Below are 20,892 nucleotides of genomic sequence, written 5' to 3'. Positions count from 1 at the left end.
CACCGACCCCGGGCCCTCCCGCCCCTCCGGGCCGGGGACGCCCGCTCCGGGGCTACCGCTGTCCGTCGGCGCCCCGCTTGATCGCCGCGTCCCGTCCGCGGACGTACCAGATGCCGATGAAGCCCAGGCCGCCGCCCGCCAGGCAGGTCCACAGCCACCAGAGGTGGCCGTGGTCGTCGAACCAGCCGTAGAAGGGCAGCTGGACGAGGAAGAGGGCGAACCAGAGGATCGTGCCGCCGGTGATGGTGGCGACCACGGGGCCCTCCAGGGGCTCCGGCGCCTCGTGCTTGGGGGTCCACTTCGCCATGGGGACAGCCTACGAGGCGATCAGTTCTACGCGCGGAGATGGTGTTCACTGATTCATGTGTTCATACTGAACCCGTTTGCCTCTGACCATTTTCATTCGTAGGAAGCACCAAAGCGGCATGGGGGATGTCCGCCGGTGATGAGGTCCCACATGTCCACCTCGGCCCCCGCCAAGGTCCCCGCGTCCGGCGAGCCGGGCGGCACGCCCGCCCACGGCGCGCTCGACCGCTACTTCCGCATCTCCGAGCGGGGCAGCACGCTGCCGCGGGAGATCCGGGGCGGTTTCGCCACCTTCTTCGCGATGGCCTACATCATCGTGCTGAACCCGATCATCCTCGGCAGCGCGAAGGACATGTACGGGCACCAGCTCGACAACGGCCAGCTCGTCACCGCCACCTGCGTCACGGCCGCGTTCACGACGCTGCTGATGGGCGTCATCGGCAACGTGCCCATCGCGCTGGCCGCCGGCCTCGGCGTCAACTCCGTCGTCGCGCTCCAGCTCGCCCCCCGGATGGCCTGGCCGGACGCGATGGGCATGGTCGTCCTCGCCGGTCTCGTGGTCATGCTGCTGGTGGCGACCGGCCTGCGCGAGCGCGTCATGAACGCCGTGCCGTTCGGCCTGCGCAAGGCCATCAGCATCGGTATCGGCCTGTTCATCATGCTGATCGGTCTCGTCGACTCCGGCTTCGTCTCCCGCATCCCGGACGCGGCCCACACCACCGTCCCGCTCCAGCTCGGCGCCGACGGTCACCTCAACGGCTGGCCGGTCCTCGTCTTCGTCCTCGGCGCGCTGCTGACGCTCGCGCTGATCGTCCGCAAGGTGCCGGGCGCGATCCTCATCTCGATCGTCGCGATGACCGTGCTGGCGCTGATCGTCGACGCCGTCGCCACCGTGCCGTCCTGGGGCCTGACCACCCCGAAGTGGCCCGGCAACCCCGTCGCCACCCCGGACTTCGGGCTCATCGGCGAGGTCAGCCTCTTCGGCGGCTTCGACAAGGTCGGCGTGCTGACCGGCGTCCTCTTCGTCTTCACCGTGCTGCTGTCGTGCTTCTTCGACGCGATGGGCACGATCATGGGCGTCAGCGACGAGGCCAAGCTGACCGACGCGCAGGGCCAGATGCCCGGCATCAACAAGGTCCTCTTCGTCGACGGTCTCGCCGTGGCCGCCGGCGGCGCCAGCTCCTCCTCCGCCACCACCGCCTTCGTGGAGTCCACGGCCGGCGTCGGCGAGGGTGCCCGCACCGGCTTCGCGAACATCGTCACCGGCGGTCTCTTCACCGTCGCCCTGTTCCTGACCCCGGTCGCCACGATGGTCCCCTCCCAGGCGGCCACCCCGGCCCTGCTCGCGGTGGGCTTCCTGATCCTGGCCGGCTCGGTCAAGGAGATCGACTGGGCGGACCACACGATCGCGATCCCGGCCTTCATCACCATGGTGATGATGCCGTTCACCTACTCGATCACCAACGGCATCGGCATGGGCTTCATCGCCTTCGCGGTGCTGCGCCTGGCGGCCGGCCGCGGCCGTGAGGTGCCGGTCCCGATGTACGTGGTCTCCGCCGTGTTCGCCTTCTACTACCTGATGCCGGCCCTGGGCCTGACCTGATCCGCACGCTCCGCCCGGGCCGCACGCCCGTCCGGGCCGCGTGCTCCGGGCCGTGTGCCCGGCCCCGCGCCAACCGGCCTCACCCGAACCGCGTCACGCGGCTCAGGTGAGGCCGTAGAACTTCTCCGTCTCCTCGACCGCGGTCTGGAAGCGCTCGTCGAAGTCGTCGCGCATGAGCGTCCGGACGACGTAGTCCTGGACGCTCATCCCCCTCCTGGCGGCGTGGTGCCGGAGCCGTTCGAGCAGTTCGTGGTCTATCCGCAGGCTGAGCACATCGGTCCCCATGGCTACGAGGGTCGCGGCACGATCCGGGACGACGGGTGCCGTTCCGCGCCCGCACCACCCGTTCGAGTGATATTCGGGCGATGTGGCGATTCAGTGGCGCGCGTCACGGGAAGCAGGGCGCCCCACGGTGTTCCTTAGCGAGAGTAATGAGTTACTCTAAATACATGCCGGACCTCGAACATGGCGACGACGCTGCCGCCGTGAACTCCCTGCGATCCGCCGTGATGCGGCTGTCCCGTCGGCTCAAGCACCAGCGCGTCGACGAGTCACTGAGCCCCACCGAGATGTCGGTGCTGGGCACCCTCTCCCTGTGCGGCAGCGCCACCCCCGGTGAGCTGGCCCGCAAGGAACACGTGCAGCCGCCGTCGATGACCCGCATCGTGGCGCTCCTGGAGGCCAAGGACCTGGTCCGGCTGGAGCCTCACCCCGAGGACCGCCGCCAGAAGGTCGTCACGAAGACCGAGCAGGCCGAGACCATGCTCGCGGAGAGCCGCGCCAAGCGGAACGCCTTCCTGGCCACCCTGGTCGACGGTCTCGACGAGGACGAGTGGGCGAAGCTGCGTGCCGCCGCCCCCGTCCTGGAGAAGCTCGCACATCTGTAGGCACTTCGCGAGGAGGCGACCCTTTTGAGTACGGGACCCGGAGCACACTCCGCCCCCGCACCGACCACCCACGACTCTCCCCCCGGCCCGCCGGGGGACACCCGCAGGTCCTCGATGTTCAGCTCCCTGCGGGTCAGGAACTACCGCCTGTTCTTCGCCGGCCAGGTCGTCTCCAACATCGGCACCTGGATGCAGCGCATCGCCCAGGACTGGCTGGTGCTGAGCCTCACCGGCTCCGCCACCGCCGTCGGCGTCACGACGGCCCTGCAGTTCCTGCCGATGCTCCTGTTCGGCCTCTACGGCGGCGTCCTCGTCGACCGCCTGCCCAAGCGCCGCGTCCTCCTCTTCACCCAGCTGGCCATGGCCGTCACCGGGGTCGCGCTCGCGCTGCTCACCCTCTCCGGGCACGTCGAGGTCTGGCACGTCTACGTCGCCGCCTTCGCCGTCGGCCTCGCGACCGTCCTGGACAACCCGGCCCGCCAGTCCTTCGTCTCCGAGATGGTCGGCCCCGACCAGCTCCAGAACGCGGTCAGCCTCAACTCCGCGAACTTCCAGTCCGCCCGCCTCGTCGGCCCGGCCGTCGCCGGCCTGATGATCACCGGAGTGGGCACCGGCTGGGCGTTCCTCGCCAACGGCCTGTCCTTCGTCGCGCCCATCGCCGGACTGCTGCTGATGCGGGGCCGGGAACTGCACGCCGCCCGGCGCGCCCCGCGCGGCAAGGGCCAGCTGCGGGAGGGCCTGCACTACGTCGCCGGCCGCCCGGACCTGATCTGGCCGATCGTCCTGGTCGGCTTCATCGGCACCTTCGGCTTCAACTTCCCCGTCTACCTCTCCGCCTTCGCCGACGACGTCTTCCACGCGGGCGCCGGCTCCTACAGCCTCTTCAACACCCTGATGGCCGTCGGCTCCCTCGCCGGCGCGCTGCTCGCCGCCCGCCGCGGGACCTCCCGCATGCGGGTGCTGATCGCGGCGGCCGTGGCGTTCGGCGTGATGGAGCTGGTCGCCGCCGCGGCCCCGTCCCTGTGGCTGTTCGCGCTGCTCATGGCGCCGATCGGCATGTTCGGCATGACCGTCAACGTCACCGCGAACACCACCATCCAGATGGGCACCGACCCGGCCATGCGCGGCCGTGTCATGGCCCTCTACATGATGGTCTTCCTCGGCGGCTCCCCGGTCGGCGCGCCGATCGCCGGCTGGATCACCGACGCGTACGGCGTCCGGGCGGGCCTCGCGGCGGGCGGCGCGGTCTCCGCGCTCGCGGCGGCGGTCGTCGGCCTGGTCCTGGCCCGCGTCGGCGGCCTGCGGCTCTCCGTCGGCTGGCACCGCGGCCACCCGACCCTGCGGTTCGTCCCGCGGGAACGGCGCGAGGAACTGGCGGCCGTGGCGTGAACCGTCCGGGGCGGCGGCGCCCGGTCCGGGGCCGGGGGTGACCGTCCGCGGTCGGCGATGACCGTCCGGGGTCGGCGATGACCGTCCGGGGTCGGTGGTGACCTTCCGGGGTCGGTGGGGCCCGTCCGGGTCGGTGGGGCCCGTCCGAGGCCGGTGGGGCCCGTCCAGGGTCGACGGCGCCCCGTCCAGGGCCGGTGAAGTCCCGTCCGGGGCCGGTGGCGCCCGGTCCGGAGCCGGTGGTGCTCCGTCCGAGGTCGGTGGCGGCGGGCACACTGGCCCCATGAGACTCTTCGCCGCCGTGCTGCCCCCGCGGGACGTGGTCGACGAGCTCGCCGCCGAGGTCGCCGCGCTGAAGCGGCTGCCCGGCGCCGACCGGCTGCGCTGGACCGCCCGCCCCGGCTGGCACCTCACCCTCGCCTTCTACGGCGAGGTCGACGAGGCGGCCGTCCCCGAGCTGTCGGCGCGGCTGGAGCGGGCCGCGCGGCGCACCGGGCCCTTCCCCCTGGCCCTGCGCGGCGGCGGGCAGTTCGGGCACGGGCGGGTGCTGTGGATCGGGGCCGAGGGCGGCACGGCGGCGCTGCGGCTGCTGGCGGACCGGACGGAGGCGGCGGGCCGCAAGACGGGCCTCGACCTCGGCGAGCACCGCCGCCACAAGGCCCACCTCACCCTGGCCCGCGGCCGCGACGCCGTCGACACCCGCCCCCACGTCGACTCGCTGCACGCCTTCGCCGGCCGTGAGTGGACCGTGCGGGAGCTGACGCTCGTGCGCAGCGACCTGCCGAGATCCGGGGTGCCCGGGGAACAGCCGCACTACGAGCCGGTCGGCCGCTGGGCGCTCGGCGCGGCCGGTTAGGCTCCCGGGGTGGACCCGAAGACCCGAAACCGGATCATGGCCGTTGTGCTCGTACTGATGTTCGTCGTGGTGGCGGTGGCGGCGGCACTCGGAAAGTGACCGCCCGCCGCCGCGCACCGCTGCCGCGGGCCTGACGGGGACGGCCCCTCCGCTCCGGCCGGCCGTCGCCGTCGGTCCGCCGGAGCGGAGCCTCGGGCGGCGGGCCGCCCCTCGCCCCTCCGGGACGGAGGCCTTCGGCGCCGGTCCGTCGCCGTCGGATCCGCCCGGCCAGCCTTCTCCGGGCGGAGAGCCGTCGCCCCCGGCCTCACCGGCCACGGGCCGCCGGCCCCCCGGACCGCCGCCCCCGCCTCACCAGGCGAAGGCCTCCGGGGACGGGCCCGGGCCGGGGAACACCTCGTCGAGGCCCGCCAGCAGCTCCTCGCCCAGCTCCAGCTCGACCGCGCGCACGGCGGACGCGAGCTGCTCCGCCGTGCGCGGGCCGACGATCGGACCGGTCACGCCGGGCCGGGTGAGCAGCCAGGCCAGCGCGACCTCGCCGGGCTCCAGACCGTGCTTGTCGAGCAGGTCCTCGTACGCCTGGATCTGCTCGCGCTTCCTGGTGTCCTTGAGCGTGTCCGCCGCCCGGCCGCTCGCCCGGCGCCCGCCCTCGGCCTCCTTCTTGATGACCCCGCCCAGCAGGCCGCCGTGCAGCGGCGACCAGGGGATCACCCCGAGGCCGTACTCCTGCGCGGCCGGGATCACCTCCATCTCGGCGCGCCGCTCGGCCAGGTTGTAGAGGCACTGCTCGCTGACCAGGCCGATGGTGCCGCCGCGCCGGGCGGCGACCTCGTTGGCCTGGGCGATCTTGTAGCCGGGGAAGTTGGAGGAGCCGACGTAGAGGATCTTGCCCTGCTGCACGAGCACGTCGACCGCCTGCCAGATCTCCTCGAAGGGAGTGTCCCGGTCGACGTGGTGGAACTGGTAGACGTCGATGTGGTCGGTCCGCAGCCGCTTCAGGGAGGCGTCGACGGCCCGCCGGATGTTCAGCGCGGAGAGCTTGTCGTGGTTGGGCCAGGCCTCGCCGTCGGCGCCCATGTTGCCGTACACCTTGGTGGCGAGCACGACCTTGTCGCGCCGCTCGCCGCCCTTGGCGAACCAGTTCCCGATGATGGATTCCGTACGGCCCTTGTTCTCGCCCCACCCATAGACATTGGCCGTGTCGAAGAAGTTGATCCCCGCGTCCAGCGCCGCGTCCATGATCGTGTGGCTGGTGTCCTCGTCTGTCTGCGGTCCGAAGTTCATGGTCCCGAGGACCAGTCGGCTGACCTTGAGTCCGGTGCGTCCGAGCTGCGTGTACTCCATGGGAGTCAAGCCAACGGCTTGGAGTGGGCTCTACGCAAGGGGAGCCGGTCGCCGGGGCGTCCGGCCCCGTACGGCCCGCCCAGTCCCCACCCCTGGTGCAGGGCCTTCGCGAAGGTCTCCGCCAGCCGGTGTTCGCCGCTCGCGTTCGGGTGGGTGCCGTCGTAGGTGTCGGCGGCGATGTCCCAGGTCTCCGGGACGGGGGCCAGGAGGAGGGGGGAGGCCGGCTCGTCCAGGTCGGCGGCGGCCTTGGCGAGGAGTTCGTTGAAGAGGCGGACCTGCGCGGCGAACGGCTCGTCCTGCGCGGCGCGGACGTTGGGGATCACCGGCAGGAGGACCATGCCGATCCTCGGGTTCGCCGTCCGGGCCCGCTCCACGAAGAGGCGGACGTTGTCCGCCGTCTGCGCGGCGTCGGTGTAGAAGCCCAGGTCGATCAGGCCGAGGGAGACCAGCAGGACGTCCGCCCGGCAGTCGCGGACCGCGTCGCCGACAAGCGGGGCCATGTGCAGCCAGCCCTCGCCCCAGCCGGCCAGGTGGCGGCGGGGGAAGCCGGGATCGGCGTACGCCAGCGACGTGGGGGCGTCCGCCGCCTTGTCGTACAGCGTCTCGCGGGGGCCGACGAGCGTGACCGGGCCCTCGTACGTCGCGCACAGGTGCCGCCACAGGCGGTGACGCCAGGTGTGCTCGCCCGCGCTGCCGATCGTCATCGAGTCGCCGACGGGCATGATCCTGAGCATCCGCTCATCATGGGGGATGGGAGTGGCGCATGGGGCGTGGGACGGGGTGTGAGTCCGACCACGAGTCCGCGACGCGTGGGGATGTGGGTCCGGCCGCGAGTCCGCGACGCGTGGGGATGTGGGTCCGGCCGCGAGTCCGCGACGCGTGGGGATGTGGGTCCGGCCGCGAGTCCGCGACGCGTGGGGGTGTGAGTCCAGCCGCGAGTCCGCGACGCCTGGGGGTGTGAGCCGGACCGCGAGTCCGCAACACGCGGGCGGGATGGCAGGCTTGGGGCATGCGCCGACCGTTCGCCCTCCTCGCCGGGGCCCTGCTCGTGGGTGCGCTCGTCGCGCCCGCCTCCGCCGCCGACGGCGACAAGAGCTTCACGATCGAGGACCCGAGGGTCACCGAGTCCAGCGGCCTGGCCGCCTCCCGGCAGCACCCCGGCGTCTACTGGACGCACAACGACAGCGACGACGGCCCCTACCTCTACGCCGTCGACGGTGCCACGGGGAAGACGGTCGCTCGCCTGACCCTCACCGGCATCGGCACCCCGCGCGACGTCGAGGCGATCTCCGTCGGCCCGGGCGGCCGGATCTTCGTCGGGGACATCGGCGACAACCTCGGCGGCACCTGGCCGTACGTGTGGATCTACGAGCTGCCCGAGCCCAAGGAGCTGAAGGACGCGACCGTGCGCGCCACGCAGTACGTCGTGACGTACTCCGACGGCCCCCGGGACGCCGAGTCGCTGGTCGTCCACCCGAAGACGGGGCGCGTCTACATCATCGACAAGAAGGAGGACGGCGGCCACCTCTACGAGGGTCCGGCCCGCCTCTCCGCCTCGGGGAGGAACGTCTTCCGCCCCGTCGCCCCCATCGACCTGTGGGCCACCGACGCCGCCCTCTCTCCGGACGGCGAACGGCTCGCCGTGCGCGGCTACTTCGGCGGCATCGACTACGACTGGAACGCCGGCGTCCCCAAGCGGCTGGGCCGCCTCGACGTGCCGTTGCAGCGGCAGGGCGAGTCCGTCGCCTTCTCCGCCGACGGCTCGAAGCTGATGTACGGCACGGAGGGCGCCGGGAGCGAGGTCCGGGCGGAGGACGCGCCCGAAGACGCGGGGGACGGGTCGCGCTCGGGAAGCGGCGGTTCCGCGTCCTCCTCGGACGGGGGCGGGGACTCCGGGACGAGCGGGAGCGTGAAGGCCGGCGCGGTCGCGGTGGCGGCCCTCTGCCTGGCCCTGTTCGGTCTCGGCCGACTGCGGCGCAGGCGCTGAGGCGGCCGCCCGGGGCGGGCCGGGACACCCGCCCCGGGCAGGTCGGGACACCCGCCCCGGGCAGGTCGGGACACCCGCCCCGGGCAGGTCGGGACACCCGCCCCGGGCGAGAGGGAAGTGCACCAGCTGACGTCACCCATCTTGACGTGTCCATGTGATCGCCTCTTCCATGGGAGGCGCGGTTGTGGGAGCGCTCCCACTCTTTCCGGGCCGCACCCCCGAGAGGAAGCAGCGACATGTTCCGCAGCTTGCGCAGAGCACTGTGCACGGCCGCCGCCGCACTCCTGCTGCCACTGATCCCCCTGGCCGCGGCCCCGCAGGCGCAGGCCGCGGACGCCGGCGGGGCCGGGTACTGGCACACCAGCGGCCGCCAGATCCTGGACGCGTCCGGGCAGCCGGTCCGCGTCGCCGGCATCAACTGGTTCGGCTTCGAGACCTCCAACAACGTCGTCCACGGCCTGTGGGCCCGCGACTACAAGAGCATGATCGACCAGATCAGGACGACGGGCTACAACACCCTGCGGATCCCGTTCAGCGACGACATCCTCAAGCCCGGCGCCGCCCCGGCGAGCATCGACTTCTCGGCGGGCAAGAACGCCGACCTGCAGGGACTCACCTCCCTCCAGGTGCTGGACAGGATCGTCGGGTACGCCGGCCGGACCGGCGTCAAGGTCATCCTGGACCGGCACCGCCCGGACGGGGCCGGCCAGTCGGCGCTCTGGTACACCGCGGCGGTCCCGGAGTCGACGTGGATCGCCAACCTCAAGTCGTTGGCCGGGCGTTACGCGGGCGACCCCACCGTCGTCGGCATCGACCTGCACAACGAGCCGCACGACCCCGCCTGCTGGGGCTGCGGCGACACGACGAGGGACTGGCGGCTGGCGGCCCAGCGTGCCGGGAACGCCGTCCTCTCCGTCAACCCGAACCTGCTGATCTTCGTGGAGGGAGTGCAGACCTTCGAGGGGGTCTCCGGCTGGTGGGGCGGCAACCTGATGGGCGTGGCCCGGTACCCGGTCCAGCTCGACGTGCCGAACCGGGTCGTCTACTCCGCCCACGACTACGCGACCAGCGTGGCCCAGCAGAGCTGGTTCAGCGACCCGTCGTTCCCCGCGAACATGCCCGGCGTCTGGGACAAGTACTGGGGCTACATCTTCAAGCAGAACATCGCCCCGGTGTGGGTGGGCGAGTTCGGCACCACCCTCCAGTCGACGGTCGACCAGAAATGGCTGAAGGCACTGGTGGACTACCTGCGACCCACGTCGACGTACGGCGCCGACTCCTTCCACTGGACGTTCTGGTCCTGGAACCCCAACTCCGGTGACACAGGCGGCATCCTGAAGGACGACTGGCAGACCGTGGACACGGTCAAGGACGGCTACCTGACGAGCGTCAAGGCGCCGGGCTTCGCGCCGGGGACCGGGGGCGGCGACCCCGGTGATCCGGGCGACCCGGGCGGCGGCACGGCGGCCTGCACCGCCGCGTACACGGTCAGCAGCGACTGGGGCGGCGGCTTCAACGCCGACGTGAAGGTCACCAACACCGGTACCACGGGGATCAGTTCGTGGAAGGTGACCTGGACCTGGCCCGGCTCCCAGAAGGTCACCAGCATGTGGAACGCGTCGTACGCCCAGAGCGGCGCGACGGTCACCGCGACGAACGCCGCCCACAACGGGACGCTCGCGGCGGGCGGTTCGGCGAGCTTCGGCTTCGGCGCGGTGCCGGGCGGCGGGGGAGTGCCGAGCGTGAGCTGCACCGCGTCCTGAGGGACGTCACGGTCCGAGGACGTACAGGCCGGGCACCCCCGTCCTCGCCGGTCCGCCAGGAGGGCGGCGCGGGCGGGGACGGGGGGGGGCGGTGCTCGGCGACCCCCGCGCGGTCGTGCCACGGGTCGGACCGATCGGCCGTGCGGGTGCTCGCGCACGTGTCCGGGCGGGCCGTGGGTCAGGCGGGGGGACGAGCGCCCCACGCGTCCCGGAGGGCCGGTCGCACGTCCTCCCCGAGAACGGCGTGCGTCGTCCCGCCGGGCAGGGTGGGCAGCTCGGCCCAGTGGGTGACGGTTTCCGCACTGGTGGAGCCGTAGGGCAGGCGGACGACTCCGTCGGAGTCGACGAAGCAGTCCCGGTGCTCCGCCCCGTCCTCGCTCCAGTGCAGGGTCGTGAAGTACATCGGCCTCACCAGCCAGAATTCCTCACCCGACGCCGTGCCGGGGTCGGTGGCGTCGTCAGGCGGGTACCGGCCCGTGATCGCCGCCGCCACCGGCGTACCGCTCCGAGGCAGTCTGTCGCGTGCGTCGACCCACGTCACCACGGTGTTCGGATCCGTCATCTCCACCCTCGCTCAGCCACTCGGCACGTCCTCCTGCGCCCGTACACCGAGCCACGGGCATCCGGGCGATGTCCGACCTCGGCACCCGGCAAGACCGCTCCGCGTTCACGAGGGTTGCTCGAGGCCGACGCCGGTGCGCGGCGGTGGCGTCGGCCTCGTCAGGCGCGGTCGTGGAGGGTGACCTGGTAGCCGTCGGGGTCGGCGAAGGTGAACGTCCGGCCGAAGGGGCCGTCGACCGGTGCGGAGACGACGGTGTGGCCGTCGGCGACGAGAGCGTCGTGGATGGCCTGGACGTCGGTGGCGTGGAGCCAGATCGCGGCGCCGATGCCGGGCTGGGCGACGGACGCGAGATCGGTGCCGGGGACGACGTCGCGCAGTGCGAACGCGATCGGCTTCGTCTCGAAGACGACGGCGTGCGGGGGTCCGGCCGGCGAGCGGACGAGACCGAGGTACTGCTCGTAGAACGCCTGGGAGGCGGCAAGGTCGCGTACCTGGAACGAGATGAAGTCGGGGCCGGTGGCGGGCATGGGAATGCTCCTTCTCTCCGTGTCAGATTCCTGACACGGAGCAAGGTATGTCAGAATCCTGACATGAGTCAAAGCGATGCCGGCATCGACCTGGACAAGTCACTGGGCTACCTGCTGAAAGAGGCGTCGAGCGCCCTGCGCGCGGCCATGGAGGAGGTGCTGCGGCCGCTCGGGATGACGGTGACGCACTACTCCTGCCTCGAACTGCTGGCCCAACGGCCGGGCCTGTCGAATTCCGAGCTCGCGCGGGGCGCGTTCGTGACCCGGCAGTCGATGAACGTGCTGCTCCAGACCCTGGAGCGGGACGGCTGTGTGACCAGGCCCGCGGAGGCGCCCGTCGGGAAGGCCCTTCCCGCGCGGCTCACGCCCCGCGGCCGGCAGAGCCTGGAGAAGGCGTCCGCGGCGGTCCGGTCCGTGGAGGTCAGGATGCTGTCCGGCATGACCGGGGCCGAGCTGGCGGAGGCGTTCCGGCTCCTGCGGAGCATGATCCATTCCCTGCGCGACAGCGACGGCGGCGGCGACGCGTAGCCCGTTCCCCGGCACACGTCTCGCCACGCCCGGATGGGAATGCGGCCGGGTGTGGAAACCCGTGCGGGCGACCTCGGGAACCGGCGGCGACCCGGGTGCGCGAGATCCCCGATCCGCGCACCCGTACCGGCACCGCCGCGCCCGCACCCGTGCGGGGGTCGGCCCACGAGGGTGACCGGGGAGTCCCGGGCGTCGTCGCCACCACCGGCTGGGCGGTGAGCGGTGTTCCGCCGGAATCCTCACCGGCCTGACGCTGACGGGCGTGCGCCCGTGCGCCCGTGCCACCCGGCGGCGGGCCGGTCACCCTCCGCCGCCCCGCCCGCCCCGCCCCGCCCCGCTCCTCTTCCGCGGCCGTCAGCCCAGACGGGCCCGGGAACCTTGGAGCTCCACGAAACCGAGTGTGCGGGCCAGACCCACGAGGCTCGTGATCCAATGCCCCAGAACGGTGATTCCCGCGTTCGGGTTCTGCCGAATGTTGTAGGCGAACTGCGAGATGGCTCCCCACTGGTTCTCCAGGTCGGCGTATTCAGCGCCCAGAGCAGTCGTGCGCCAGTTCTGGATGTTGTCGCGCACCCGGTCGAGGATCGGGCTGAACCTCGCGGCCTCGGAGAAGATCTGGATCGCCACCACGAGGGCACGCTCGACGGTGTCGTTGTTGCCGTTCGTGCGGCCGAGCTGCCGCATGGCGTTGTACATGGTGTTGGGGTCGAGGATGAGGGTGTGGCGAGCGCTGCCGCCCGCGAGGTCGCCGTAGTTTCCGCTGCCCAACAGGCCGGCGCTGTTGATGCCGAGTGCGTTCATGAACTGGGCCGGCCGGTCGTTGAACGCGAAGTGACGGTTGGTGGACGGGGCGTAGATTCCGGCGACGTAGAGGTCGTCCGCCCACAGGTAGACGGAGACCAGGTGCACGTTGTCCGTGTCCAGCACCCTGATCTGGATCAGGCGCCCCTGCTCGGTCGTCGTTTGCGTGATGTTGTCGTAATGGGTCGGCAATCCATAGGTGAGCCGATGGATGTCGGCGATCAGGTTGTAGTAGTTCCGTTCGTGGGTGACGCCGCCGTCGGTGATGCGTGAGATGTGCCAGTCGATCACCTGGTAGTTCGTCGCGGACGCTGTACCGCTCAGGGTCGTCACCAGGCCGAGAGCCATCGCCAGCGACAGTAATGCGGAACAGATTTTTTTGAGCATCTACTCGTCATCCCCAGATGTGATGAAGGTTCGGTCGGTAACGGCCGGCGGACACCGCGGTTTCCGTGGTGCGAAGTCCTTCTGCGCCTGTCGGCGTGCGGGGACCGGAATCCCGGCAGGAGTCCGGCAGGCGATGGCCGGTCGGTTGTTTCGAGGCCGCATGAGCGTATGGCTCGCCGTACCCCTCGACTGGCCTGCCAGCGCACCGTCACGTGACCAGGAGTGCCCTGTGCGCTCGTGCCACGATCTTGCCGAAGTGCCCCGGGCGGGCGTGACCGTCGGGGTGATCCGGCCGTCCGGGAGGTGTGGGCGCTCGGCCGTGGATCGTGGACGACGACTTGGGGGACCTTCCGAACCACTGTCGCCGCCCTGGCCGGAGCGGTCGCCCGGGCCTCGGCCGGTGCCGGAGGCGGTGAAGTCGCGCTGCGGCAGGCCGGCGGCCCGCTCGTCACCCTCGTCGCGGACGGTGGTGCGGGTCGTCCTGCCGCGCCGGACGCCCCGCAGGCCGACCTCACGCAACGGAAAGGGCGCCCGGTGATCCACCGGGCGCCCCTCACCGTCGTACAGGGAGCTGTTACAGCTGCTCGATGACGTAGTCGACGCACTTCGTCAGGGCCTCGACGTCCGCCGGGTCGATCGCCGGGAACATGGCGACGCGGAGCTGGTTGCGGCCGAGCTTGCGGTAGGGCTCGGTGTCGACGACGCCGTTGGCGCGCAGGACCTTGGCGACGGCCGCCGCGTCCACCTCGTCGGTGAAGTCGATGGTGCCGATGACCTGGGAGCGCTTGGCCGGGTCGGTGACGAAGGGGCTCGCGTGCTTGGACTCCTCCGCCCACGCGTACAGGCGGGTCGAGGAGTCCTTGGTGCGGGCCGTCGACCAGTCCAGGCCGCCCTGGCCGTTGATCCACTCCAGCTGCTGGTTCAGCAGGAAGAGGGTGGCCAGCGCCGGGGTGTTGTACGTCTGGTTCTTGCGGGAGTTGTCGATCGCCGTGGGCAGCGAGAAGAACTCCGGGACGTGACGGCCGGACGCGTGGATCCGCTCCGCGCGCTCGATCGCGGCGGGGGAGAACACGCCGATCCACAGGCCGCCGTCGGAGGCGAAGGACTTCTGCGGGGCGAAGTAGTAGACGTCCGTCTCGGCGATGTCCACCGGGAGGCCGCCGGCGCCGGAGGTGGCGTCGACCAGGACCAGGGCGCCCTCGTCGGCACCGGCCACCCGCCTGATCGGGGCGGCGACACCCGTGGAGGTCTCGTTGTGCGTGAAGGCGTACACGTCGACGCCGGCCTCGGCCCGCGGGTCGGGGTGCGTGCCCGGGTCGGAGGAGACGACCGTCGGCTCGGCCAGCCACGGCGCCAGCTTGGCGGCCTTGGCGAACTTGGAGCTGAACTCGCCGAAGGTCAGGTGCTGCGACTTGTTCTCGATCAGGCCGTGCGTCGCGATGTCCCAGAAGGCGGTGGAGCCGCCGTTGCCGAGGACCACCTCGTAGCCCTCGGGGAGCCGGAACAGCTCGGAGATGCCCTCGCGCACCTGGCCGACCAGGTTCTTCACCGGGGCCTGTCGGTGGGAGGTGCCCAGCAGGGAGGTGCCGGTGGCGGCCAGCGCGTCCAGCGCTTCCGTCCGCACCTTGGAGGGGCCCGCGCCGAAACGACCGTCGGCGGGCTTGATGTCAGCGGGAATCCGGATCTCAGCCACGAGCGGGAGCCTAGCGGCTCCGTGAAACCCGGGCGAAACCTCGTCCGTCGGCTGAGACACGGAATCGGACACGGAATCGGACACGGACCGGACACGGCGGAGGGCGGCGCGCGGGCGGTGCGGGGCGGTACGGACCGTGGGCCGGGCCGTGACGGCCCGTACCGCCCCCGTCGCTCAGCCGCGCAGGGTGACCGGCAGCTCGTACAGGTCGTTCTGCGTCACCACCGGCTTGTTGCGCAGCTCCGCCGCCGGGACCGCCAGGTCCAGGGCGGGGAAGCGGGCGTACAGGGCGGGCAGGGCCACGCCCGCCTCCAGGCGGGACAGCGCCGCGCCGGGGCAGACGTGCGGGCCGTGGCCGAAGGCGATGTGACGGTTGGCCGTGTCGCGGGTGATGTCGAAGACGCCCGCCGACGGGCCGTGGGCCTCCTCGTCGCGGCCGATCGCGGCGTACGACACGATCAGCGCGTCCCCGGCCGGCAGGATCTCGTCCCCGACCGGCACGTCCTCGGTGGCGAAGCGGATCAGGACGTGGGAGGTGGGGGTGGCGTAGCGCAGGGTCTCCTCCACCACCGCCGGCCAGTCCGCCCCGCCGGACAGGACCAGCGCCCGCTGTTCGGGGTGGAGCGAGAGGTTGACGACGGCGTTGACGATCAGCGAGATCGTCGTCTCGTGGCCGGCCGCGACCATCAGCTGGAGCGTGGAGACGATCTCGGCGTCGGTGAGGCGGTCGCCGTCCTCGGACGCCGCTATGAGCGCGGACGTGAGGTCGTCGCCGGGGTTCTCGCGCTTCTCGGCGACCGCCGCCGCCATGATGCCGGCCAGCTCCGTCAGCGTCGCCACGACCTCGGCCGGCGGGGTCTGCGTCGAGAAGAACTTCTCGAACAGCTCCTTCAGCCGCGGCAGCCGCTCCTCCGCGAGCCCCATCAGGTCGGCGACCACGTACATGGGCAGCGGGTAGGCGAACTCGGCCTTCAGGTCCACCGGGCCGTCCGGCAGTTCCGCGAGCCGGTCGAGCAGGCCCTCGGTCAGCTCGGTGATCCGCCCGCGCATCCGCTCCACGCGCCGGGGCGTGAGCGCCTGGGCGACCAGCGTGCGCAGCCGGCGGTGGTCCGCGCCGTCCACCGTCAGCATGGACCGGCCCGGGTTGGCCAGCCCGATCAGCGGCCAGTCGGGGGCGATCTCGCCGCGCTGCCAGGCACCCCAGACGTTGATGTCCTTGACGATCCTGGGGTCGGTCAGCAGCCGCTTCGCCTCGGCGTGGTGGGTGACCGCCCACACCGGCACGCCGCCCGGCAGCTCCACCGCGGCGAGCGGACCGGCGGCCCGCAGCGCGGCGCTCTCCCCGTCCAGGTCGGCGACGAAGGGGTCCAGAACGATGCGTTTGCGCTCCGTGCCGTTCGGCGTGTCCGTAACAGCCGTCATACGAGCGTGCCTCCAAGGGCGGGGGTGGGTGTGAACGTCACCGGCAGTTCCGTCAGGCCGCGCAGCCACGGCGACGGACGGCGGGTCAGGGAGGACGCGGGCACGGCGAGGTCGATGTCCGGCAGCCGGTCCAGGACGACCTCGATGCCCGTGCGCGCGATCACCTCGGCGATCTCCTGCGCCGGGAACGGGCAGCGGTGCTCGCCGTGGCCGAAGGAGAAGTGCGCGCTGTTGCCGCCGGTCAGCGCCGAGCCGTCGGGGCGCACCTGGGGATCGGAGTTGGCGCCCTGCAGACCGAGCAGCAGCATGTCGCCGGCGCGGACGCGGCGCCCGCCCAGGTGGGTGTCGCGGGAGGCCCAGCGGCCGGCGACGTTCTGGGTGGGGGCGTCCTCCCACAGCACCTCGTTCATGGCCTCGGCGACGCTGTTGCGCCCGCCGAACAGGGAGGCGGCGAACCGGCCGTCCGTCAGCATCAGCCGCAGCGAGTTGCCGATCCAGTCGGCGGTCGGCTGGTGGCCGGCCGCCATCATCACCATCAGGTCCTGGAGGACCTCCTCCTCGGTGAACCCGGAGGGGTCGGCGAGCATCCGCGAGACCACGTCGTCGGCCGGGTTCTCCCTCCGGTCGGCCACCAGCCGCGTCATCGACGTGAACAGGTGGGTCTGGCCCGCCAGGGCCCGCTCCCGGCCGTCGATCATGTCGTTGAGCGCGGTGACCAGGGCCGGGCCCTCGTCGTCGGCGAAGCCGTAGAGGCGGGCCAGCACCCGCACCGGCAGCAGCATCGCGTACTCGCCGACGATGTCGGCCCGGCCCCGCGGGCAGATGCCGTCGATGAGCTCGTCGGCGAACTTCTCGGCGTACCGGCGCAGTTCGAACGCGTCGACCGCCTCCAGCGCGTTGCCGAGCATCGTGGCCCGTTCGCGGTGCCGCTCGCCGACCGTGTAGAGGATCGACGCCTGCCTGCGGCCGATCATCGGCAGCAGCGGCCAGTCGTCGGGGACGGCGTCCCACTGGCTCCACAGCTCGGAGTCACGGCTGAAGAGCACCGGATCGCCGGTGACCTGGTGCAGTTCGCGGTAGCCGAGCACCAGCCAGGCCGGTACGTCACCGTCCAGCAGCACCGGTACGACGGGACCGTGCTCGCGCCGCATGTCCCGGTACACCCGGGTCGGGTCGTCCTGGAGCAGGGCGCCGCTGAGGGGGACGGGGGCGGGGGCGGTGGTCACACCAGCTCCTGACGGAAGGCGGGGGCGGAGACGGAGGCGGAGGCGGATGCGGAACCGGGAGCGGTGCCGGCGTACCGGGCCTGGATGTGTTCCACCAGGGAGATCAGGACCAGCTTGCTGGACGCCCGGGAGCGTGCGTCACAGGTGACCAGCGGGACGTGCGGGTCGAGGTCGAGGGCCTCGCGGACCTGCTCCGGGGTGAAGGCCGGGCCGCCGAAGTCGTTGCAGGCCACGATGAACGGCGTGCCGTGCCGCTCCAGGCGGTCGATGGCGTACCAGGAGTCGTCGATCCGCCGGGTGTCGACCAGCACGACCGCGCCCAGCGTCCCGGAGAACAGCCGGTCCCACAGGAACCAGAACCGTTCCTGGCCGGGCGCGCCGAACAGGTACAGCACGTTGTGCGCGTCGAGGGTGATGCGGCCGAAGTCGAAGGCGACGGTGGTCGCGGTCTTGCCGCTCACGCCGCTCACGTCGTCCACGGTCTCGCCGGCCCGCGTCATCGTCTCCTCGGTGTTGAGGGGACGAATCTCGCTGACCGAGCGGACCATCGTCGTCTTGCCGGCGCCGAAGCCGCCCACGACCACGATCTTGAGGCCGTTGTCGGCCGACGCGCGAAGTGGCGTGCGCGTCTCAGAGGTTGCGGAGTCCAACGAGCACCTGCTCCAGAATGTCGGGATCGAGTACGGCTGCCTTGCGGGGGTGACGGGCGCTGACCCGGCCCGAGGCGAGCAGGTCGGACAGCAGGATCCTGGTGATGCTCACCGGCAGCCCCAGCTCCGCCGCGATCTCGACGACCGCGGTGGGGCGGTCGGCCATCCGCAGGATCGCCGAGTGCTCCGACTGCATGCCCGGCGCCGGATCGCACTCGGCGACGACCAGGGTCACCAGGTCGAAGGGACTGTCCGGACCGGGCCGGCTGCGTCCGCCGGTGAGCGTGTACAGCCGGTCCGGCGCGTCGTCCCTGCCGGGCCTGCTCATGAGCTGCGCGGCGGGGCGGTCAGGTGCTCCCCGAGCTGTTCGACCAGTTCGCTCATGTTGTGGCCGACGAGGCCGGGGTCCGCGTCCTCCGTGGTGACGACGGCCAGGTGCGCGCCCTCACCGGCCTCCACGATGAACAGCACGCCCCCGTAGAACTCGGTCATCGCCGACCGGACGCCTCCGCTGCCGTCCCCGAACTCCACGGACGCGCCGTGCGACAGCGACTGGATGCCGGCGGCGATCGCCGCGAGCTGGTCGGCCTGGTCGTTGGACAGCTCGGGCGTACGGCACAGCTTCAGGCCGTCACGGGACAGCACGAGCGCGTGCCGTGCGCCCGGCGTGCGCGTCAGCAGGCCCTCTATCAGCCAGGTGAGCTTCTCGTCGGCGGTCGTCGTGCCGGTCATGAGGTGGGGTCGCCTTCCGGGTGGTCCTGCGCGTGCGGGGAGCGGGTGGTGGTGGGTACGGGGGTGACGCCGTCGCCCCGGCCGGGCGGGGGGGCGTCCGGGTCCGGGCCGGCGGTGGGGTCCGGGGCCTGAGTGCCGTCGGGGACGTCCGGGGTTCCCCCGGCGTCGGAGACGCCGGAAACGTCGGGGACGTCGGGGACCTCGGAGACGCCGGGGACGTCGGAGAAGTGCGAGACGTCCACCGCGTCCGGGACGTGTGCGGTCCCGGCGGTGTCCGCGGCGGCGGCTCCGGTGGCGTCCTCGGGCGGGGTGGGCGCGGAGCCGCGCACGGCCTGGCGGAAGTCGCTGAAGCGGGAGGCGCGGGCCCGGGTCTCCTCGGCCGTGGGAGCCGGCCGCGGTGGGGCGGTACGGCTGCCGGACCGGGCGCGCTCGGCCTCGGCGAGGGTGCGGCCGCGCCGGCGGCGGGGCAGCCCGGCGGTCGCCGCGTCGTCCGGGGCCCGGTTCCCGTCGCGGTCGGAGTCGGGGTCGGAGTCGCGGTCGCGGTCCGCGGAGTCGTGCCGGGGCACCGGGTCGGGGTCCGGGACGGGGGCGGCCGGGACGACGGGCCGCGGGGCGTCCGTCGCGTCGGCCGGTGCCACGGCCTGGCCGGCGCCGGCCCGCCGGGGCAGCCGGTCGGGGGCGGCGGGGCCGGACCCGGAGACCGCGGCGGCGGGCCGCGGGCCCCTCCGGGCGGTCGGCACGGCGGGCGCGGCCGGGGCGATCGACGCGGCGGGCACGGCGGGAGTGCCGGGCACGGCGTCCGGGGACACCAGGACGTCCTGCGAGATGAGCACCAGCACGCCCGTGCCGCCGCGCGCCGAGGGACGGTAGGAGACCTTCATGCCGTACCGCCGGGCCAGCCGGCCGACGACGGCGAGGCCGAGGCGGGTGCCGGTGAGGCCGCCGATCCCGGCCGACTCGCCCGAGACCGCGGCCTCGGCGCGCCGCAGCTGGGCCTCGCTCATGACGAGGCCGCTGTCCTCGACGGACACGATGACCCCGGCCGGCACCTCCTCCACGTACACGTGGACCTCGGCGGTCGGCGGCGAGAAGTTGGCCGCGTTGTCGAGGAGTTCGGCGAGGGCGTGCATGACGCCCTCGGCGGCGTGCCCGGCGACGGCGGTGTCGCTGGCGGAGTGGACGCGCACGCGCTGGTAGCCGCCGATCCGGCCCATGGCGCCGCGCAGGATCGACTCCATGGCGATGGGCCGGGCCCAGCGGCGGCCGGACCGGGCGCCGGTCAGGACGGCGACCGAGTCGGCGAGCCGGCCGGCCTGGGCGGTGCGGTGGTCGAGGTGGAGGAGGTCGGCGAGGACCTCCTCGTCGGCGTGCTTCTCCTCCATCGCGCGCAGGTCGGCGAGCATGCCGGTGGCCAGGGCCTGCATGCGTCCCGCGGCGTTGGCGGTGGCGGAGAGGGCGGCGGCCCGCGCGCTGGTGGCCTCGCGCAGCCGGGCGGCGAGCCGGGCGTTGCCGTCGGTGAGCCGGTCCCGCTCCTCGCCGAGGCGGGCGATGCGCGCGGCGTGCTCGGCGGCGAGCCGGTCCCGTTCGGCGGCGTGCTCCTCGGCGAGCCTGGCCCGTTCGGCCGTGTGCTCGGCGGTGAGCCGGGCCAGCTCGGCGGCGTGTTCCTCGGTGAGCCGGGTCAGTTCGGCCGTGTGCTCGGCGGTGCGGCGGTCGTGCTCGGCGGCCAGGATCTCGGCGTGCCGGGCGCGTTCCCGCTCCGACTCGGCCGCCGTCCGGGCCTGTTCGCGGGCGAGGTCGCCGGCCAGCCGTTCGTGCTGGCGGCGGGACTCCTCCACCAGCCGTACCCGCTCCTGGAACATCCGGTCGGCGTCCTGGACGGCGGAGGCCAGCCGGGCGCGGGCCAGCCGCGTCGTCCGCCTGCCGTGCGCGGCCGCGGCGACGGCGGCGCAGAGCAGCAGGGTGGCCACCGTTCCGGACAGCGTCAGCGGCCCGCGCGCGGAAGCCGGCGCGAGGACGACGGCGACGGTGACCGCGGCCGCGGCGAGGGCTGCGGTGGGCAGCAGGACGGGCAGCAGGTTGCGGACGGTGGGGCGGTCACCGGGGAGAGCGGGGGCGGTCATCAGTCGAGTCCTCGTTCGGGGCCTCGGGCGGCCACCGGAAAAATCGGGCAGGCCCTCGGGCGGTTCCATGAGGTAATCCGGCGTCTACGGGGCGAGAGCCGTCACCTGCGCGCAA

Annotated in this window: 21 protein-coding genes; 7 read left to right on the top strand and 14 right to left on the bottom strand. The window is 72.6% G+C overall.

The window, feature by feature from the left end; translation table 11 throughout:
• Nucleotides 1-52: 52 nt before the first annotated feature.
• Nucleotides 53-307 (bottom strand): DUF2530 domain-containing protein, encoded by a 255-nt coding sequence (locus ACZ5FU_RS14010; RefSeq protein ID WP_451526085.1) that lies wholly within the window; start codon nucleotides 305-307, stop codon nucleotides 53-55.
• 150 nt (nucleotides 308-457) lie between these two features.
• On the opposite strand from ACZ5FU_RS14010, the gene ACZ5FU_RS14005 reads away from it, so the two are divergent.
• Nucleotides 458-1,909 (top strand): NCS2 family permease, encoded by a 1,452-nt coding sequence (locus ACZ5FU_RS14005; protein ID WP_451526084.1) that lies wholly within the window; start codon nucleotides 458-460, stop codon nucleotides 1,907-1,909.
• Nucleotides 1,910-2,011: 102 nt separating this feature from the next.
• Here ACZ5FU_RS14005 and ACZ5FU_RS14000 read toward each other — a convergent pair whose 3' ends face one another.
• A complete protein-coding gene (locus tag ACZ5FU_RS14000; protein WP_401473184.1) occupies nucleotides 2,012-2,194 on the bottom strand; it encodes a ribbon-helix-helix protein, CopG family in 183 nt (60 codons plus the stop codon).
• A 164-nt stretch (nucleotides 2,195-2,358) separates the two neighbouring features.
• On the opposite strand from ACZ5FU_RS14000, the gene ACZ5FU_RS13995 reads away from it, so the two are divergent.
• From ACZ5FU_RS13995 to thpR, 3 genes are all read left to right on the top strand, one after another.
• The gene (locus ACZ5FU_RS13995) at nucleotides 2,359-2,796 is read left to right on the top strand and encodes a MarR family winged helix-turn-helix transcriptional regulator (RefSeq protein ID WP_451526083.1); all 438 of its coding nucleotides are present in this window, start codon (nucleotides 2,359-2,361) and stop codon (nucleotides 2,794-2,796) included.
• Nucleotides 2,797-2,820: 24 nt separating this feature from the next.
• Nucleotides 2,821-4,185, top strand: coding sequence for an MFS transporter (locus tag ACZ5FU_RS13990; protein WP_451526082.1), 1,365 nt, complete (start codon nucleotides 2,821-2,823; stop codon nucleotides 4,183-4,185).
• A gap of 280 nt (nucleotides 4,186-4,465) precedes the next feature.
• Nucleotides 4,466-5,038: an RNA 2',3'-cyclic phosphodiesterase gene (gene thpR, locus ACZ5FU_RS13985; protein WP_451526081.1), complete on the top strand. Its 573-nt coding sequence runs from the start codon at nucleotides 4,466-4,468 to the stop codon at nucleotides 5,036-5,038.
• A 348-nt stretch (nucleotides 5,039-5,386) separates the two neighbouring features.
• Here the strand turns inward: thpR and ACZ5FU_RS13980 are convergent, their stop codons facing one another.
• Nucleotides 5,387-6,379, bottom strand: a complete 993-nt coding sequence (locus tag ACZ5FU_RS13980) for an aldo/keto reductase (protein ID WP_451526080.1) — start codon at nucleotides 6,377-6,379, stop codon at nucleotides 5,387-5,389.
• Nucleotides 6,380-6,384: 5 nt separating this feature from the next.
• Entirely contained in the window at nucleotides 6,385-7,113 is a 729-nt protein-coding gene (locus tag ACZ5FU_RS13975) for an SGNH/GDSL hydrolase family protein (RefSeq protein WP_451777979.1), read from the bottom strand.
• Between the two features lie 275 nt (nucleotides 7,114-7,388).
• Here ACZ5FU_RS13975 and ACZ5FU_RS13970 point away from each other — a divergent pair, with 275 nt between their 5' ends.
• Nucleotides 7,389-8,366: a WD40 repeat domain-containing protein gene (locus tag ACZ5FU_RS13970; RefSeq protein WP_469045372.1), complete on the top strand. Its 978-nt coding sequence runs from the start codon at nucleotides 7,389-7,391 to the stop codon at nucleotides 8,364-8,366.
• Nucleotides 8,367-8,602: 236 nt separating this feature from the next.
• Nucleotides 8,603-10,129: a cellulase family glycosylhydrolase gene (locus ACZ5FU_RS13965; protein WP_469045371.1), complete on the top strand. Its 1,527-nt coding sequence runs from the start codon at nucleotides 8,603-8,605 to the stop codon at nucleotides 10,127-10,129.
• A 178-nt stretch (nucleotides 10,130-10,307) separates the two neighbouring features.
• On the opposite strand, the gene ACZ5FU_RS13960 is transcribed toward ACZ5FU_RS13965, so the two are convergent.
• Both ACZ5FU_RS13960 and ACZ5FU_RS13955 read right to left on the bottom strand, forming a co-directional pair.
• A complete protein-coding gene (locus ACZ5FU_RS13960; protein ID WP_451777984.1) occupies nucleotides 10,308-10,691 on the bottom strand; it encodes an AQJ64_40280 family protein in 384 nt (127 codons plus the stop codon).
• Nucleotides 10,692-10,849: 158 nt separating this feature from the next.
• Nucleotides 10,850-11,218, bottom strand: coding sequence for a VOC family protein (locus ACZ5FU_RS13955; RefSeq protein WP_469045370.1), 369 nt, complete (start codon nucleotides 11,216-11,218; stop codon nucleotides 10,850-10,852).
• A gap of 63 nt (nucleotides 11,219-11,281) precedes the next feature.
• On the opposite strand from ACZ5FU_RS13955, the gene ACZ5FU_RS13950 reads away from it, so the two are divergent.
• On the top strand, nucleotides 11,282-11,746 hold the full coding sequence (locus ACZ5FU_RS13950) for a MarR family winged helix-turn-helix transcriptional regulator (RefSeq protein ID WP_469045369.1): 465 nt from the start codon (nucleotides 11,282-11,284) through the stop codon (nucleotides 11,744-11,746).
• A gap of 354 nt (nucleotides 11,747-12,100) precedes the next feature.
• On the opposite strand, the gene ACZ5FU_RS13945 is transcribed toward ACZ5FU_RS13950, so the two are convergent.
• From ACZ5FU_RS13945 to ACZ5FU_RS13910, 8 genes are all read right to left on the bottom strand, one after another.
• Entirely contained in the window at nucleotides 12,101-12,895 is a 795-nt protein-coding gene (locus ACZ5FU_RS13945; protein WP_469045368.1) for a ribosome-inactivating family protein, read from the bottom strand.
• A 613-nt stretch (nucleotides 12,896-13,508) separates the two neighbouring features.
• On the bottom strand, nucleotides 13,509-14,627 hold the full coding sequence (gene serC / locus ACZ5FU_RS13940; RefSeq protein WP_451777993.1) for a phosphoserine transaminase: 1,119 nt from the start codon (nucleotides 14,625-14,627) through the stop codon (nucleotides 13,509-13,511).
• A 174-nt stretch (nucleotides 14,628-14,801) separates the two neighbouring features.
• Nucleotides 14,802-16,049 (bottom strand): cytochrome P450 family protein, encoded by a 1,248-nt coding sequence (locus ACZ5FU_RS13935; RefSeq protein WP_451777995.1) that lies wholly within the window; start codon nucleotides 16,047-16,049, stop codon nucleotides 14,802-14,804.
• On the bottom strand, nucleotides 16,046-17,275 hold the full coding sequence (locus ACZ5FU_RS13930) for a cytochrome P450 (protein WP_451526070.1): 1,230 nt from the start codon (nucleotides 17,273-17,275) through the stop codon (nucleotides 16,046-16,048). The genes ACZ5FU_RS13935 and ACZ5FU_RS13930 overlap by 4 nt, the downstream gene beginning before the upstream one ends.
• A complete protein-coding gene (locus ACZ5FU_RS13925; protein WP_451526069.1) occupies nucleotides 17,272-17,925 on the bottom strand; it encodes a GTP-binding protein in 654 nt (217 codons plus the stop codon). The genes ACZ5FU_RS13930 and ACZ5FU_RS13925 overlap by 4 nt, the downstream gene beginning before the upstream one ends.
• Complete coding sequence (locus ACZ5FU_RS13920; protein WP_451526068.1) at nucleotides 17,906-18,253, bottom strand: DUF742 domain-containing protein; 348 nt, start codon at nucleotides 18,251-18,253, stop codon at nucleotides 17,906-17,908. Before ACZ5FU_RS13920 ends, ACZ5FU_RS13925 begins: the two co-directional genes overlap by 20 nt.
• Nucleotides 18,250-18,657: a roadblock/LC7 domain-containing protein gene (locus ACZ5FU_RS13915; RefSeq protein WP_451526067.1), complete on the bottom strand. Its 408-nt coding sequence runs from the start codon at nucleotides 18,655-18,657 to the stop codon at nucleotides 18,250-18,252. The genes ACZ5FU_RS13920 and ACZ5FU_RS13915 overlap by 4 nt, the downstream gene beginning before the upstream one ends.
• Nucleotides 18,654-20,777, bottom strand: coding sequence for a sensor histidine kinase (locus ACZ5FU_RS13910; RefSeq protein ID WP_469045367.1), 2,124 nt, complete (start codon nucleotides 20,775-20,777; stop codon nucleotides 18,654-18,656). Before ACZ5FU_RS13910 ends, ACZ5FU_RS13915 begins: the two co-directional genes overlap by 4 nt.
• Between the last annotated feature and the right edge of the window lie 115 nt (nucleotides 20,778-20,892).

The sequence above is a fragment of the Streptomyces sp. NPDC031554 genome, assembly GCF_055580685.1.
This window is presented reverse-complemented; position numbering and strand designations above follow the sequence as displayed.